The 16,007-nt window shown below is 64.4% G+C and carries 16 protein-coding genes and 1 pseudogene; 9 read left to right on the forward strand and 8 right to left on the reverse strand.

Going from position 1 to position 16,007, the window contains the following annotated elements; translation table 11 throughout:
• Positions 1 to 398: pseudogene (locus CQ14_RS44660) on the forward strand (hypothetical protein); the annotation flags it as partial.
• Positions 399 to 541: 143 nt separating this feature from the next.
• Here CQ14_RS44660 and CQ14_RS17480 read toward each other — a convergent pair.
• Positions 542 to 1,438, reverse strand: coding sequence for a LysR family transcriptional regulator (locus CQ14_RS17480; RefSeq protein ID WP_063800375.1), 897 nt, complete (start codon positions 1,436 to 1,438; stop codon positions 542 to 544).
• 93 nt (positions 1,439 to 1,531) lie between these two features.
• Between CQ14_RS17480 and CQ14_RS17485 the strand changes: the two genes are divergently transcribed.
• Positions 1,532 to 1,771, forward strand: a complete 240-nt coding sequence (locus CQ14_RS17485) for a hypothetical protein (protein WP_156435110.1) — start codon at positions 1,532 to 1,534, stop codon at positions 1,769 to 1,771.
• 138 nt (positions 1,772 to 1,909) lie between these two features.
• On the opposite strand, the gene CQ14_RS17490 is transcribed toward CQ14_RS17485, so the two are convergent.
• A complete protein-coding gene (locus CQ14_RS17490) occupies positions 1,910 to 3,538 on the reverse strand; it encodes a fatty-acid--CoA ligase (protein ID WP_057859097.1) in 1,629 nt (542 codons plus the stop codon).
• Between the two features lie 86 nt (positions 3,539 to 3,624).
• On the opposite strand from CQ14_RS17490, the gene CQ14_RS17495 reads away from it, so the two are divergent.
• Entirely contained in the window at positions 3,625 to 4,788 is a 1,164-nt protein-coding gene (locus CQ14_RS17495) for an extensin family protein (RefSeq protein WP_057859098.1), read from the forward strand.
• A gap of 26 nt (positions 4,789 to 4,814) precedes the next feature.
• On the opposite strand, the gene CQ14_RS17500 is transcribed toward CQ14_RS17495, so the two are convergent.
• The gene (locus CQ14_RS17500; RefSeq protein WP_057859099.1) at positions 4,815 to 5,504 is read right to left on the reverse strand and encodes a L,D-transpeptidase; all 690 of its coding nucleotides are present in this window, start codon (positions 5,502 to 5,504) and stop codon (positions 4,815 to 4,817) included.
• Between the two features lie 391 nt (positions 5,505 to 5,895).
• Between CQ14_RS17500 and CQ14_RS17505 the strand changes: the two genes are divergently transcribed.
• A complete protein-coding gene (locus CQ14_RS17505) occupies positions 5,896 to 6,873 on the forward strand; it encodes a magnesium transporter CorA family protein (RefSeq protein ID WP_057859100.1) in 978 nt (325 codons plus the stop codon).
• 129 nt (positions 6,874 to 7,002) lie between these two features.
• Entirely contained in the window at positions 7,003 to 7,221 is a 219-nt protein-coding gene (locus CQ14_RS17510) for a hypothetical protein (RefSeq protein WP_057859101.1), read from the forward strand.
• A gap of 145 nt (positions 7,222 to 7,366) precedes the next feature.
• On the opposite strand, the gene CQ14_RS17515 is transcribed toward CQ14_RS17510, so the two are convergent.
• Positions 7,367 to 8,119, reverse strand: coding sequence for an SDR family NAD(P)-dependent oxidoreductase (locus CQ14_RS17515; protein WP_057859102.1), 753 nt, complete (start codon positions 8,117 to 8,119; stop codon positions 7,367 to 7,369).
• A gap of 40 nt (positions 8,120 to 8,159) precedes the next feature.
• A complete protein-coding gene (pdxH, locus tag CQ14_RS17520; RefSeq protein ID WP_057859103.1) occupies positions 8,160 to 8,801 on the reverse strand; it encodes a pyridoxamine 5'-phosphate oxidase in 642 nt (213 codons plus the stop codon).
• Positions 8,802 to 8,923: 122 nt separating this feature from the next.
• Between pdxH and CQ14_RS17525 the strand changes: the two genes are divergently transcribed.
• Together CQ14_RS17525 and CQ14_RS17530 are read left to right on the forward strand one after the other, a co-directional pair.
• A complete protein-coding gene (locus CQ14_RS17525; protein WP_057859393.1) occupies positions 8,924 to 9,322 on the forward strand; it encodes an RT0821/Lpp0805 family surface protein in 399 nt (132 codons plus the stop codon).
• A 149-nt stretch (positions 9,323 to 9,471) separates the two neighbouring features.
• A complete protein-coding gene (locus CQ14_RS17530) occupies positions 9,472 to 10,434 on the forward strand; it encodes a DnaJ C-terminal domain-containing protein (RefSeq protein WP_057859104.1) in 963 nt (320 codons plus the stop codon).
• Positions 10,435 to 10,868: 434 nt separating this feature from the next.
• On the opposite strand, the gene CQ14_RS17535 is transcribed toward CQ14_RS17530, so the two are convergent.
• Positions 10,869 to 11,642, reverse strand: a complete 774-nt coding sequence (locus CQ14_RS17535; RefSeq protein WP_057859105.1) for an anti-sigma factor family protein — start codon at positions 11,640 to 11,642, stop codon at positions 10,869 to 10,871.
• 56 nt (positions 11,643 to 11,698) lie between these two features.
• A complete protein-coding gene (locus CQ14_RS17540) occupies positions 11,699 to 12,187 on the reverse strand; it encodes an RNA polymerase sigma factor (RefSeq protein ID WP_057859394.1) in 489 nt (162 codons plus the stop codon).
• Positions 12,188 to 12,425: 238 nt separating this feature from the next.
• On the opposite strand from CQ14_RS17540, the gene CQ14_RS17545 reads away from it, so the two are divergent.
• Positions 12,426 to 13,025: a histidine phosphatase family protein gene (locus CQ14_RS17545; protein WP_057859106.1), complete on the forward strand. Its 600-nt coding sequence runs from the start codon at positions 12,426 to 12,428 to the stop codon at positions 13,023 to 13,025.
• Positions 13,026 to 13,142: 117 nt separating this feature from the next.
• Positions 13,143 to 14,231, forward strand: a complete 1,089-nt coding sequence (gene aroC / locus CQ14_RS17550) for a chorismate synthase (RefSeq protein WP_057859107.1) — start codon at positions 13,143 to 13,145, stop codon at positions 14,229 to 14,231.
• A gap of 14 nt (positions 14,232 to 14,245) precedes the next feature.
• Here the strand turns inward: aroC and CQ14_RS17555 are convergent, their stop codons facing one another.
• A complete protein-coding gene (locus CQ14_RS17555; RefSeq protein ID WP_057859108.1) occupies positions 14,246 to 15,940 on the reverse strand; it encodes a GMC family oxidoreductase in 1,695 nt (564 codons plus the stop codon).
• Positions 15,941 to 16,007: the final 67 nt, after the last annotated feature.

Consider the following 16,007-nt stretch of genomic DNA (forward strand, 5'->3'; position numbering starts at 1 on the left):
CGCCGGTTGCCGTCGCGCCGCCACCGGTCGTCGCCCCGCCGCCGGTTGCCGTGGTCGCGGCCGCGCCACCGGCACTGCCGGTACCGGCTCAGCCGCAGGCAGAGGTGGTGCGCAGCCTCGATTCGAGGGAAATCGCCGCCCTGATCAGGCGTGGCCAGGATTTGCTTGCCAGCGGTGACGTGCAGTCGGCGCGGCTGTTCCTGATGCGTGGCGCGGAAGCGCAGAATGCGCGCGCCGCGCTGCTCGTCGGCAACACCTACGATCCGGCGCCGCTCAAGCAGCTCGGCGCCAGCGGCCTTGCCGACGTCGCGCAGGCCCGCATGTGGTATCAGCGGGCCAAGGAATGGGGCGAACCCGACGCGCAGCGACAACTCGACGGACTCGCGTTCGCGCGCTGATCCCGACGGGCGCGTCGCACGCGCCCGTCAATTGCAACCACCTTTGCCGATCGGTGACAGCGGCCGTTTTAATGGCCCGTTGCGTTCCGGCGTGGGCGAGGCCTATTGGCGAAAGCCGCTGGGAAAGGTGGGCTTGCGCGTTGTCACCGCCCGCCGTTCATCTGCGCCACCATGAACTCGGTGAAGGCCTTGACGCGTGGCGTGCGGTGACGGCCAGGCGCGGTCACGACGTGAACCGGAAACGGCTCGCTCAGATGGGTATCCTCCAGCAGCGGCACCAGCGCGCCCTCCTGTAACGCGCGTGCGACCACGAAATCCGCCAGCCTTGCAACGCCGAGCCCTGCCACCGCGGCATCGAGCAGCAGGTCTGCATTGTCGCTTGTAAGGGTGCCCGAGATGGCGAGCCGGTTGATGCCTTCGCTGGTGTGGAACGGCCATTGGTTGAACTGCGCAAAGCCGGTCAGCGTCAGGCAATTGTGCTGCAACAGATCGGCGGGCACGCGCGGTGAACCGTATGTCTTCAGATAATGCGGGCTGGCGCAGATCAGGCGTCTGGCGTCGTGGAGCTTGCGCGCCACGAGGGTCGAGTCACCGAGCCATCCGGAGCGGATGGCGATGTCCACCTGTTCGGCAACGAGATCGATTTGCCGGTCCGAAACAAGCAGCTCGACGGTGATATCAGGATAACGGCCGAGGAAGAGCGGTAGCGCCGGCCCGAGGATCTGCTTGGCGTAGGTCGTTCCGACGCTGATCCGCAAATGGCCGCGCGGCGCCCGGCTTGCCGCCGTGACCTCGGCCTCCGCGGCCTCGATCGATGCGAGGATCTCGCGGCTGCGGGCGACGAACAGCTCCCCCTCGGCGGTCAAAACCAGACGGCGCGTGGTGCGCGTCAGCAGGCGAACGCCGAGCCGATCCTCAATCCGGGTCACCAGCTTGGACAGCGCTGACGGTGTGATTCCGAGATCGCCCGCCGCCGCGGCGAAGCTGCCGCGTTCGATCACCCGCACAAAGGCATTCATTTCGTCCGAGGCGCTATTCATGAATTTATTTCACGAATGAAGTGAAAACATACGAGATTATCAGTTCCATGGAAAGGAATAGTTTTGTGGCATCAGGTCGTGGAGATCAGACAGATGTCAGCACAAGAGATTTGGAAGAATGGCTCAAGGCGGTTCGCCAGCGGCGATGCGGTACTGCGCCATCCCAACGGCAGCATCGATATCGGGGCCTATGCTGCGATCGCGCATCGCGAGCGCGCCGCGGCGCTGATGTCTTCGCTCTGGTCGGCGGTTCGGCCGATACGCGATGTCTGGGCTGCTATCGCCGTGCGCCGCGCGCATCAACGAACCGCTGCCGGGAAACCCTGCGGCTGATCTCGGGAAAGGGGCGGCGCGTGGCGCCGTTGCGTGAAGCTACCCGAAAATTCCGAACGTCCAGACCGATATGCCGGCGTGCGATCTCACGCCGGCATATCGTTCGAGTCCCTCCCGTCGGGGAGGGACAGCATTTGTTCACGCCGCCGCGTTCGGGAAGCGGTAGCTCTTGAACTGCTCGCGCAGCGCGGTCTTCAGGATCTTGCCGGTCGCGGTGTGGGGAATCCCCTCAACGAAGGCGACGTCATCGGGCATCCACCATTTGGCGATCTTGCCATCCATGAATTTCAGGATGTCCTCGCGGCTCGCCTGCTGGCCTTGCTTGAGCTGGACGATCAGGAGCGGACGCTCGTCCCATTTGGGATGGTAGACGCCGATCACGGCGGCCTCCGCGACCGCCGGATGGCCGACCGCGAGATTTTCCAGGTCGATCGATGAGATCCACTCGCCGCCGGACTTGATGACGTCCTTGGAGCGGTCGGTGATCCGCATATAGCCGTGCTCGTCGATGGTCGCGACGTCGCCGGTGTCGAAGAAGCCTTCCTCGTCGAGAATGTCGGTGTCGAGCTTAAAATAGGCCTTGGCGACCGCGGGCCCGCTCACCTTGAGGCGGCCGAACGTCTTGCCGTCCCACGGCAGTTCCTTGCCGGCATCGTCGGTGATCTTCATCTCGACGCCGAACGGCGGATAACCCTGCGTCTGCAGGATGTCGAGCCGCTCCTCGCCGCTGAGCTCGGCAAACGGCGGCTTGAGCGCCGCAACCGTGCCGATCGGACTCATCTCGGTCATGCCCCAGGCGTGGCGCACGCGGACGCCCATGTCGACGAACGACTTGATCATCGAGCGCGGCATCGCCGAGCCGCCGCACACCACGCTCTTGAGGTGGGGCAGCTTCAGATTGCCGGCGGCCATGTGATTGAGCAGCATCAGCCACACGGTCGGCACGCCGGCGGTGTGCGTGACTTTCTCGGTGTCGAGAAGCTCATAGACCGAAGCGCCGTCCAGCTTGGGGCCCGGCATCACGAGCTTGGTGCCCATCGACGGCGCGGAGAATGCGATGCCCCAGCTATTGGCATGGAACAACGGCACCACCGGCAGCATTGTCTCGGCGGCGCTGGTACCGAGGGCGTCGACATTGTTGGCCATCAGCCCGTGCAACACATTGGACCGGTGCGAATACAACACGCCCTTCGGATCGCCCGTGGTGCCCGAGGTGTAGCACATCGCGGCGGCGGTATTTTCGTCAAAGTCCTTCCAGGCGAACTTGCCGTCGACTTCGCCGATCCAGTCTTCATAGGCGATCGCGTTCTTCAGCGTGGTCTGCGGCATGTGCGCCTTGTCGGTCAGCACGACGTAGCGCTCGACGCTCGGCAGGTTGTCCGCGAGCTTTTCCAGGATCGGCACGAAGGTGATGTCGGTCATCACCACGCGGTCCTGCGCGTGGTTGATGATCCAGGCGATCTGGTCGGGAAACAGCCGCGGATTGACGGTGTGGCAGATCGCGCCGATTCCCATGATGCCGTACCAGCATTCGAGGTGGCGCCAGGTATTCCAGGCGATGGTGGCGACGCGATCACCGAGCTTGATGCCGTCGCGGTCGAGCCGTTGCGATACTTTCAGCGCGCGTGCATGAATTTCGGCGTAATTGGTGCGATGAATAGGACCTTCGACGGATCGCGTGACGACCTCTTGCGTACCGTGATACTTCGCCGCGTGTTCGATAATCCGGTGGCAGAGCAAAGGCCAGTCTTGCATCAATCCGAGCATACGCACGTCCCTCCGATGGTATTGTTTGTTGCCGCACGATCCGCCGATGATACGGCCGGATCGATGGGTGGGTTCATGGAATTGAGATGAACTTTACCGTGCGGAAAGCAAGCCGAAAATGGGCTATTGGCGCCTTTGGCCGCAGTGGGGCGGTAATGGTTACCGTTGCCGTGGCGGCGCTCCTGCTTGGCATGCCAAGCGAGCCGGCGCAGGCCAGGAAAGCATCCCGCACGGTGTGGGACGATCTGTTCAGGGTGCCCCCGTCAAAACCGCGGGCGACGGGGCACCGCGCGGCGGCCGTGCCCTTGCCAAGGCCGCGCCCGGCCGAGGCGCCGTCGGACGAGCGTGACGAGCCCGACAAGGAGCAGCAGGCGTCTCCCCCGAACGGCAAGCCCGGTCCCCCGAACGGCAAGCCCGGCGAGCAGGCCGCGCCCGCGCCGCAGCCCACGCCACAGCCGTCCGCGTGTCGGCTGGCGCTGACCGACGCCATCGCGATTGCCCCCAGCATCCCCGATATCAAGGGCGCCGGCGGCTGCGGGGGCGAGGACCTGGTGCGGCTGGAGGCGATCGTGCTGCCGGACAGCCGGCGGGTCTCGGTGAAGCCTGCGGCGGTCCTGCGCTGTACCATGGCATCCGCACTGGCCGACTGGATCCGCAAGGACATCGCGCCGCTGGCGGAGCGTCTCGGCAGCGCGATTTCCGATATCGATAATTTCGATTCGTTCGAGTGCCGGGGCCGTAACCGCATTGTCGGCGCCAAACTCTCCGAACACGGCCGCGCCAACGCGCTCGACGTGCGCGGCTTCAAGCTCGCCGACGGCACCTTCATCTCGCTGACCGACCGCACCGTGCCGCGGGGATTGCGCGAGAGCGTGCTGCGCTCCGCCTGCACGCGATTCCCGACCGTGCTCGGCCCGGGCTCGGACTGGTACCATGAGGACCATATCCATCTCGATCTGATGGAGCGGCGCGGCAATTACCGGATCTGCCAATGGGACGTCTGGGACCCGCTGCCGCCGAAAGCGCCGCTATTGCCGGCCGAGCGGCCCGAGGAAGCGCCGCCGCGCGAGGTCGCCGAAGACGCCAAACCGCATGCCGGCAAATCTGATGCCGGCAAGTCCGATACTGGCAAGTCCGATGCCAGCAAGTCCGATGCTGAAAAATCAGATGCCGAGAGGCCGGATGAGGCCGAGCCGCCGCGCGAGCAGAAGCCCGCAAAGAAAAAGCGCCGGCAAAACCGGCGCTCTTGAAATGTGATGGCTGTGACGATGCCGGTCTATTGTGGCATCGGGCCGCCGGCGCCGCCACCCTGCAGCGCCATCTTGGAATTGTACGGCGAGTCACCCTGCTTGGGGTCCAGCACGACGACGACCGTACCCTGCTTCACCCGGCTGTAGAGATCGATGACGTCCTCATTGGTCATGCGGATGCAGCCCGAGGAGATCGAGGCGCCGATATATTCCGGCTGATTGGTGCCGTGAATGCGGAACAGCGTGTCGCGGTTGCCCTGGTAAAGGTAGAGCGCGCGGGCGCCGAGCGGGTTGTCGACGCCGCCGGGCACGGAGGCCGGCAGGCCTTCGATGCGCTTGTGGATGTCGGCGGTCGGCGTCCATTTCGGCCACTCGGCCATGTTGCCGACCTTGGCGATACCGGAGAAGGCGAGCGCTTCCTCGCCGACGGTGACGCCATAGCGGATCGCCTTGCCGCCGTCCTGGACGAGATAGAGATAATGGTTATCGGAATCGACGACGATCGTGCCGGGCAGTTCTTTGCGGTGATAATCGACAATGGCGCGGCGGAACGGCTCCGCCGGCGGAACAGCGGCGTAGCGCGCCTTGGCGAGCTGAGCCTTGTCATTCGGCTTGAGGGTGGCTTCAGGGGCGGCCTGATAGGTAGTTGCCGGCATACAGCCGGACAATGCAAGGCCAGCAGCGAGCAACCCCAGGACTACTTTCAACGACGACATGGCACACTTCCAATCGAAAGTCTGGCGTTCGCAGCAACAATCTTGCGCCTTAAACGCGACGATTCCATTAATTTCATTATCCGCAAAAAGTGGCTGATGTGCCAGCATTTGCGCGCCCGTTCTGCGCTGCGGAAGGCCAGCTGTGGCTTTTATGCCGCAAATTTTGCGACTTCCGGTTGTTTGTCAGGCAGGGGCTGCGCCACGGCCGAATTGGGGCCGCACAGGCGCCGCCCCATTGCCATAAATGTGGACCGGCGGTTAATGCGCGGGTCATGAAGCGCTTGCCAGAATCGGGTTTAGTGCCGCTGGGTTAGCCATGGCGTTTTGAAGCGACGTGGGTATTGGTTCGCGTGAAGAAGAACGGGCCGCCGCCCCAGTTCCGGAGTTGCCCATGTTTTCGGTGTTTGTTCCCTTCGGTGCCTCCCTCAAGAAGCTCCCGGCCATGGACCCGTCGGCGTTGCCGGACAATGCGGTCTGGATCGATCTGGTCAAGCCGACCATGGAGGAGGACCGCGCGGTCGAGCGGCTGGCCGGGATCGCGGTGCCGACCCGGGAGGACATGCAGGAGATCGAGATTTCCAGCCGGCTCTATATCGAGAACGGCGCCCGCTACATGACGGCGACGTTGATGTGCCAGTCCGACACCGATGCGCCGAAGACCACGGCTGTAACCTTCATCCTGGCCGGTCACCGCCTGGTCACCGTGCGCTACGACGAGCCAAAGCCGTTTGCCCTGGTCGAGCACAAGCTGGCGCGCTCGTGCATGCCGGGCATCTCGGGCGAGATGGTGCTGATGGAACTTCTCGACGCGGTGATCGACCGCTGCGCCGACATTCTGGAGCGTGCCGGCGCCGAGGTCGACCAAGTCTCGCACGACATCTTCGAACCCGAAAGCGCGCGCCATGGCCAGGCCAAGCGATATTCGCAGATCCTGATCGCGATCGGGCGCAAGGGCGACCTAGTCTCCAAGATCCGCGAGAGCCTGGTCTCGATCGGCCGCGTCGTCACCTTCCTGTCGGCGGTGGTGGAGGGCGTCAAATGGTCCAAGGACATGCGCGAGCAGCTCAAGACCATGCAGCGTGACGTCGGTTCCCTGACCGACCACGCGTCCTACCTCTCCAACAAGATCACCTTCACGCTCGACGCCATGCTCGGCGTGGTCAATCTCGAGCAGAACAACATCATCAAGCTGTTCTCGGTGATGGCTGTTGTGTTGATGCCGCCGACGCTGATCGCCTCGATCTACGGCATGAACTTCAAGGCGATGCCGGAACTCGAATGGGCGCACGGTTATCCGATGGCGCTGTTCATGATGCTCATGGCAGCCGTGCTGCCGTACTTTCTCTTCAAGTGGAAGAAGTGGCTGTAGCGCAGCAGTTCCCTGCGGTTCCACACGTGCGAAGACCGACTCAATTCCACCGCTAAAATTTGAGCGGTGGACTGAACGAATGGTCGAAACTTGTCTGCGATAACGTGCGTCTCAAGCCGCGAGGATCCCATGGTTGAGAAACTCATAATGTCGCCGCGTAACGTCATCGAGCTGGCGCGCTATCAGCAGAGCCGCAGCGTTGGCAAAGTGCAGGCGTTCTCGACGCGGCTTTGCCGGTACTGCGGCGCGGCGCTGGCGGACGGCGAGAACGAAGACGAGTGTTCGAGCACGTTCAATATCGCAGCGGCTGCTCCACGCGTGGCGCAGCTAAAATTGCGCGCGGAGTGAACGGCAAGTCGCGAACGAAGAACCTCATCCTGAGGAGCCGCGAAGCGGCGTCTCGAAGAATGAAGGCCCCAGTCGGGGCCACATGGTTCGAGACGGCGCTTCGCGCCTCCTCACCATGAGGGTTTGATGATTGTAATCACATCCCCTAAACGTGCTGGCCGCCGTTGATGTGGATCTCGGCGCCGTTCACATACGAACTGGTTTCCGTACACAGCACATAGATGATCTTGGCGACTTCGTCCGGCGTGCCGAGGCGATGCATCGGAATCTGCTGGTCGACGATCTTCTCGGTGCCCGGCGACAGGATCGAGGTGTCGATCTCGCCCGGTGCGATCGCGTTGACGCGCACGCCGACGCGGCCGAAGTCGGACGCCATCTCGCGCGTCAGCGCGGCGAGTGCGGCCTTCGACGTCGCATAGGCCGCACCCGCGAACGGGTGCACGCGCGAGCCCGCGATCGAGGTGACGTTCACCACGGCGCCCCTGGCGTGTTTCAATTCCTCGATCAACCCGCGCGCGATCATGATCGGCGCGAAGAAGTTGACGTGAAAGACGTGGCTCCAGGTCTCGATGTCGGTGTCCATGGTGCCCATCCGCCCGCCGCCCGGAGTCTTGGGCGAGATCGCCGCGTTGTTGACGAGTGCGTGCAACTCGTCGTTATCGAGCCGCCTGCGGATTTCCGAAATCGCGCGCACGGTGTCGTCGTGGCTGCCGAGATCGACCTCGATGTGATCCTCAGGTCCCGCGCCCCACGGGCAGACTTCCGGGAAGGCATGCCGCGAGCAGGTGATGACGCGCCAGCCGGCGGAGGAAAACCGGATCGCGGTGGCATGGCCGATGCCGCGGCTGGCACCGGTCAGAAGCAGCGTGCGCCGTGGCGCATTGGATGAAGCGGGCATGCAGGTCTTTCAACTTTGAACGTCGTCGCGTGCGTTGGCGTCAGGGATACAGTCGCACCTTGCTCCAGGCTTGTGACGGCGCATCGCGGCGGAATTCGATGCGGTCGTGCAGACGGAACGGGCGGTCGTGCCAGAATTCGAAGCGGGAAGGCGCAATGCGCCAGCCGCTCCAGCCCGGCGGGCGCGGCACGTCGCCGATCATGTATTTGGCGGCGACCAGCGCGATCGCCTGCTCGAAGGCAAAGCGGCTTTCCAGCGGCTGCGATTGCTTGCTGGCCCAGGCGCCGATCTGCGCCTGCTTCGGCCGCGTCGCGAAATAGGCGTCGGCTTCCTCATCCGTCACCGGCGACACGTTGCCGCGGATGCGCACCTGACGGCGCAGCGACTTCCAGTGAAATAGTAAAGCGGCCTTAGGATTTGCGGCGAGTTCGCGGCCTTTCTGACTGGCGATGTGGCTGTAGAACACGAAACCATCCGCGTCATAGCCCTTCATCAGCACCATCCGGACATCCGGCAGCCCGTCCGCATCGACGGTTGCCAGCGCCATGGCGTTGGGATCGTTCGGCTCGGACTTCACGGCTTCCGCAAACCACTCGGCGAACAGCGCAAACGGTTCCTCGGCCGAGGTAAAATCACCCGATGTTAACGGTGTCGGGTGTTTGATGGAGGTCGTGTCCGTCATGTCAGGAGTCCCAGTTGCGTACCCTCGCGTCTCAGAGCGCGTTGCAGCCCCGATACGGGCTCGCCCTATATAGGGCATGGGGACGCGTTGGCCTATCGGCGATCGGGCCGAGGGGCGCCGTGGTGACGTTGATTTTGATCGGCCTCGGCTCGGGCGGCTGCAGCCTGTCGCGCCCGGATTCCTATGCCAGGATGGAAGCTGCCGACGTCACGGGCGCGCTGGGCAAGCAAGCGGCCGCGCCGACCGAGAGCGATCTTGCCTTTGCCCGCACCGCCGCTTCCGACGTGCTGACCAAGGGCGACAAGGATTCCAGCCAGCCTTGGGAGAATCCGGAGACTGGCGCACGGGGCTCGGTGACGCCGCTGTCGCAAGCCTATTCCGCCGAAGACGGCCGCACCTGCCGGGATTTTCTCGCGAGCTATGTCAACGGCCGCGCGGAGAGCTGGCTGCAGGGGGCAGCCTGCAAGGTCGGCCAGGGCCGATGGGAAATCCATACGATCAAGCCCTGGACCAAGGGATAAGCCCAAGCTTTATCGGGCGGCGCTATTGAGTGAGCTGATTGAGTGGCCTGGGCTAGTTGCAAAAATGCAACTGGCTCCCCAAATGAAGCCAAAGCGGGCGAATTGCCTTAAGCTTCGAAAATCGAATTCCCGTGAAGGAGACGTGACGGATGCGCGACCCCTATGAGGTCTTGGGGGTGCCGCGGGGCGCCAGCGCTGCGGCGATCAAGAGTGCCTATCGCAAGCTCGCCAAGAAGCATCACCCCGACAGCAACAAGGACGATCCGAAGGCGGCTGCCCGCTTCTCTGAGATCAACTCCGCCAACGAGATCATCGGCGACGAGGACAAGCGCAAGCAGTTCGATCGCGGCGAGATCGACGCCGAGGGCAAGCCGCGCTTCCAGGGTTTCCCCGGCGGCGGCGCAGGCGGCCGCGCGAGGGGGCCGGGCGGCTTCGAGTCCTACAGCTTCCGCACGGGCGGTGGCCCCGGTGGGATGGGTGGTGGCGCGGGATTCGAGGACATCCTCAACAGCATGTTCGGCGGCGCGGCCAGGGGCGGGCGTCCGGGCGGTGGCCGCACCTTTGAATTCGACACCGGCGGGATCGGCCTCGATCTCGATCTGAACGTCGCCATGACGGTGTCGCTGGAAGAATCGGTCAAGGGCGGCGAAAAGCGTGTCCGCCTGCCGACCGGCAAGGAGCTCAATGTCAGGATTCCCGCAGGCGTCACCGCCGGCCAGCAGATCCGGCTGAAGGGGCAGGGCGAGACCGCGCCGGGCCATCCGCCAGGCGATCTCCTGATCACGGTGAGCATCGCGCCGCATGCCTTTTTCAAGGTCGACGGCAGCGATCTGCGCCTCGATCTGCCCATCACGCTTTACGAGGCGGTGCTCGGCGGCAAGGTTCGCGTGCCCACGCTCGGCAGCGCAGTGGAGCTGTCGATCCCGAAAAACACCTCCAGCGGCCGCATCTTCCGCCTCAAAGGCAAGGGCCTGCCCAAGCCGGGGGGACCCGGGGACCTGTTCGTTACCACCCGAATTATTTTGCCCGACGGGAACGATAGCGATCTTGAGGCATTGATGGAAAAGTGGCGGGACGGCCACCCTTACAACCCGCGCAGCGATTTCGGCTGATTCGGCCGGGTTCGCGGCGGCGATGTTGTGTGGGACAAGAGCAGCGGGGTCCGAGCAGGCTTCCTGAAAAAGCGCGCTTCTTTCCTGGAAACAAAAGGTTTTCTGGAAAAAGGGGCGGCCTCGAAAGGGGGACCAGCGCGGTACCAAACCCCGATCGAGGCCGCTTGCGCCGATCGGCGGATCGAGCGCTACTCATTTTCGCGTGATCACCCGGTGCATTAATGAGACCGGTCGGTGGTTTCATTCCAGATTTTCGATGTCAGAATTTGGACAAGCGGCCTGAGTGGCCGATCTGCCACGTTTTCCCGTAGCCCGGATGAAGCCAACGGGTCGCGCGAATGCGCGCCCGGTGACAGGCTCCACGCAATCCGGGAATCGGTCGCGCTAATCCCGGGTTTCGCTGCGCTTCACCCGGGCTACAAGACAGCTAGGCGTTAGCCGCCCTTCTTTTCCATCTGATCGTAGACCGCCTGGGCCACCTGGCTCAGCCGTCCCCGGTCGGCGCCGGTAGACACCACCGCATAGACGACGCCGTCATCGGCCCAGAACAGCGTGCTCTCCTTGCCTTCCGCCGCGAATCGCATCTGCGTCGCCTCGGCGTCGGATTTGGCGGTGTAGATCGTAAAGCGCTCGCCCGAGGCCCCCTCATACATCATGAAGGACGCTGGGCCGGCGGAGCTCGGCAACAGCCGCCCGCCAACCAGCTTCAATCCCGCATTCGTCAGTTCGGGCGCGCGAACGACCCAGCCGCAGCGCTTGGTCAGCCATTGCTGCAGATGACTGCGCTCGCTGCCCGGCACCTCGACGGGATGGCGCACTTCCACAACGTAAAGCCGGTGTGCCTCGATCGCATGCACCGTAAAATTCTGGAGAACCGAGGGTGCCGCGGCCACCCCGCGCGCCGTCCAGCCGACGCTGCCGCCGACGATGAACGCCGCCAGCGTGGCCGCAACCGCGCCGTACACCCATTTGCGCGGCTGCTGCACCAGCCGCTCGATCTCGAGCCGCCTCGGCACCGCCTCGTCGATGACGGAATCGTATCTGGCATGCAGCGCTTCTGCCATCGCTTGCCATGACTGCACCCGCGCGGCATCGTCGGGATGCGAAGCGAGCCACGCCTCGACGTCGCCGCGGCGCTCCGCCGGCAGCTCGTTGTCGACGTAAGCATGCAGCTCGTCTTCGGTGACGGGAATGTTGCGATCGGTCATTGTCGTCGTCTCTGCCTGATCCTGCTCTGTCTATCCATCGTGCGTTTCACGCGTCTTCACTTCACCCGCCGCAGCGTCGTGCGCTCGCCCTCCAGCGAAGCTTTGACATGGGCGCGGGCGCGGGCAAGCCGGGACATTACGGTGCCGATCGGCACGCCCTGGATATCGGCGACCTCGCGGTAGCTCAATCCTTCCAGCATCACCAGCAGCAGCACCGAGCGCTGCTCTTCCACCAGCGTCGACAGCGCGCGCGCGATGTCGCGGCCTTCCGCCTCGGTGCCGCTGGCGTCCGGGTTGTTGTCCAGCAGCGGCATGAATTGCGGCCGCCGCGCCAGCGACCGCCGCCGGTTCTTGTTCAGATTGGTCAGGATCGTATAGAGCCAGCTCCTGACGTCGCCGCCAAGAAACAGACGTTCCGAACGCAACGCACGCACCAGCGTATCCTGCACCAGATCGTCGGCGATGTCGGCGTCGCGCGCCAGCGCTCGCGCATAACGGCGGAGCGCTGGAATCATGGCCTCGACACTTTGACGAAACGCGCTCATCGGCACCAGATTGCGAGAGTCCTGAGGCGCGAACGCCTTACAGAGCATAACACCCAATTGACGCGTCTATTCCAGCCATTGAGTCGCACCGGAAACAGCGTTAATCCGACAGGCAATTTGGGCTCGACCGCGCTGGAGCGCTGGTGTACCTCCAGACACGTCGCCGGCATGAAACGCCCGACGCTGCCTGACATCTCGCTCTCCCATTCGACCAGCGAAGCAATAGCCTGATAATCCGATGCCTGCGCCCGTGATCTACTACATCCGCCATGGCGAGACGTCGTGGAATGCTGAAGGCAGGCTGCAGGGCACGCGGGACATTGCGCTGAACGATCTCGGCCGCAGGCAGGCCGAGCATGCGGGGAATGTGCTGGCCGATCTGTTCGCGCGCGAGGACCGCGACAAGTCCGCACTGCCGTTCGTTGCAAGCCCGCTTGGCCGGGCGCGGGCGACGATGGAATTGGTGCGCGGCGCGCTGAAGCTTCCCAGGGACGAATATGCGCTCGACGATCGCCTGCGCGAGATCGGCTACGGCGTCTGGGAGGGCTCGACGCTCGCCGAGATGCAGGCCGCCGACCCGGTGCTGTATGCCAAGCGGCTGACGGCGAAATGGACGATGGCGCCGGAAGGCGGCGAGACCTATGCCGAGGTGCAGGCGCGGATGCGCGACTGGTACGATTCCGTGAAGGCGGACACCGTTACGGTCGCCCATGGCGGCACCGCGCGGGCGCTGATGGTGGCGCTCGGCATCGAGACCCCGCAAAGCGCCGCCGACCTTCTGATCGAGCAGGGCGCCGTCTACGTGTTCCGCGACGGGGGGCTTAGGAAGTATAGTTAAGGCGCCAGCCAGAAGCGCCGTCATTCCGGGGCGGTCCGCCGGAATGACGGTTGCCGGTTTGATCGGCGCGCGTTACCACAAGCCAGAATTGACTTATTTGAGCGAGCTGGCACAGCAATGTCCCACAACACCTTCGGCCACCTGTTCCGCGTCACGACCTTCGGCGAAAGTCACGGGGTCGCGATCGGCTGCGTGGTCGACGGCTGCCCGCCGCTGATCCCGCTGACCGCCGAGGACATCCAGCACGATCTCGACCGCCGCCGTCCGGGGCAGTCGCGCTTCACCACCCAGCGCCAGGAGCCGGATGCGGTCAAGATCCTGTCCGGCGTGATGGCGCATCCCGAGACCGGCGTACAGGTAACGACGGGAACGCCGATCGCGCTGCTGATCGAGAACACCGACCAGCGCTCCAAGGACTATTCCGAGATCAAGGACAAGTTTCGCCCGGGCCATGCTGACTTCACCTATGAGGCCAAATACGGCCTGCGTGACTATCGCGGCGGCGGCCGCTCGTCGGCCCGCGAGACCGCAACCCGCGTCGCGGCCGGCGCCATCGCGCGAAAGATCCTGCCTGACGTGAAGGTACGCGGCGCGCTGGTGCAGATCGGCCCGCACAAGATCGATCGCGACAAATGGGACTGGGACGAGGTCGCGCGCAACCCGTTCTTCTGTCCGGACAAGGACTCAGCGGCGTTCTACGAGACCTATCTCGACGGCATCCGCAAGAGCGGCTCCTCGATCGGCGCCGTCATCGAAGTGGTGGCCGAAGGCGTGCCGGCGGGATGGGGCGCGCCGATCTACGCCAAGCTCGACGGCGAACTGGCGGCGGCGATGATGAGCATCAATGCGGTGAAGGGCGTCGAGATCGGCGCGGGTTTTGGTGCTGCCGAATTGTCGGGCGAGGAAAACGCCGACGAGATGCGCACCGGCAATGACGGCACGCGGTTCCTGTCCAACAATGCCGGCGGCGTGCTCGGCGGCATCTCGACCGGCCAGCCGGTGGTGGTGCGCTTTGCGGTGAAGCCGACCTCGTCGATCCTGTCGCCGCGCAAGACGGTGGATCGCGCCGGCGCCGATACCGACATCATGACCAAGGGCCGCCACGACCCCTGCGTCGGCATCCGCGCCGTGCCGGTGGGCGAGGCGATGATGGCCTGCGTGCTGGCCGATCACTTCCTGCGCCACCGCGGCCAGGTCGGCGGGTAGGAGCCCGGCTGCTCTCACTGCATGGCGTCGGCGATCTTTTCCGCTGACATCAGGACCGGGAAATTGGTGTTGGCGCACGGCACCACCGGGAAAATCGAAGCATCGACCACGCGCAAGCCCTGCACGCCCTTGACGCGGCCTTGCGTGTCGACGACCGCCATCGGATCGTCAGCCGCGCCCATCCGGCACGAGCAGGAGGCGTGCCAGACGCCGATCGCCGCCTTGCGCACGAAGGCTTCGAGCGCCTCGTCGTCGCGCATCACCTGCTCGAACGTGAAACCTTCGACGATGAAATTGTCGATCATGTAGTGGCGCAGCGCCGCCGGTCCGTCCATCAGGACAGCGGCGATGGCGGTGAGGACCTTGTTCTTTGTGTTGACCACGCCGATCTTGCGCACGCGATCGGAATACGAGGCCGGGAACGGCTTGTCGGTCACAGCCTTGAGCGGTGCGCTCATCTGCAGCGCCGCCATCTTGCGAAAGCCGCTCATCAGGCGGTCGAGGTCGCGCCGGTCGGACAACAGGTTGAACTCGACAATCGGCTCCGCACGCGGGTCGCGCGAGGCGAGCTTCACCTGCCCAGTTTCCGAATAGGTCTTGTTGACGAAGGTGAGCAGCGAGGCGATCTGCTCGCCGACCGAATGCCAGGCCGACTTGGTGAGGACGGCGACGAACATGTCGCCGGCGGGTGTGCCCGGAAGACCCGAGGAGTAGCGCAGTCCCATCTGGATGTGGCGCCGGGTGTGCGCGTTCATGCGCGCGCCTCGCCGGACAAAGGACGACAGCGCGATCGAGGGATGATCCATCAGACGCTGGCCGACGCCCGCGAGGCCCATGAGGACCGGAATGCCCATCTCCTTCAGATGTCCGACCGGTCCGATGCCGGCGCGCAACAGATGCGCCGGCGAATGTATGGCACCGCAGGAGAGGATGACCTCGCGGCCGCGGAACTCTTGCTCCCGGCCATCGACCAGCGCCTTGACGCCGACGCATTGCGTGCCCTCGAACAATAGCTCCTTCACCACCGTGTTGGTCGAGATGGTCAGGTTGGCGCGCTTGCGTGTCTCGCGGTCGAGATAGCCCCTCGCGGCCGAGACGCGTTGCTCGTCCTGGTTGGAGTGTGTCACCGGGAAATAGCCGTCGACGAACTCGCCGTTCTGGTCGGGCAGGAAGGCAAAGCCGGCGAGCTTGCAGGCTTCGCCCATCGCTTGCGAATGCCGCGTCCAGTGCTCATGCGGTATGCGGCGGATGGGGATGCGGCCGTCCTTGCCGTGGTACGGCCCGTCGAAATCGAGGTCGCGCTCGACCTTCTTGAAATAGGGCAGCACGTCCTTCCAGTTCCAGCCCGCGGCGCCACGGGCCTCCCACTCCGCGTAATCGGTCGGCGCGCCGCGGTTGGCCATCTGGCCATTGATGGAGGACCCGCCACCCAAAACGCGCGCTTGCTCGTATTTGCGGAGCGGCGGTCGGCTCTCATCAGGATTGTTGTGGCTGACGATTTGGGTCGTGACCTTCAGCTCGGTCCAGTGGAAGCGCGGATCGAAATAGGCCTGCCCCGAATAGCTGTCGCGGATCTCGGGCGGCTCGTTGCCGGGCGGCGTATCCTGGCCTGCTTCGCAGAGCAGAACTTTGTTGGCACTCCTGGCGGAGAGCCGGTGCGCCATGACCGAGCCCGCTGATCCGCCGCCGACGATGATGAAGTCGTACACTTCTGCGTTTCCTTTTGTTTTTGCGCCGTAAAGCTAGCGCACCTCCGTCGTCGGGTCACGCCGGCTG

Source organism: Bradyrhizobium lablabi (assembly GCF_001440475.1).
In the GTDB taxonomy this organism is placed as follows: domain Bacteria; phylum Pseudomonadota; class Alphaproteobacteria; order Rhizobiales; family Xanthobacteraceae; genus Bradyrhizobium; species Bradyrhizobium lablabi.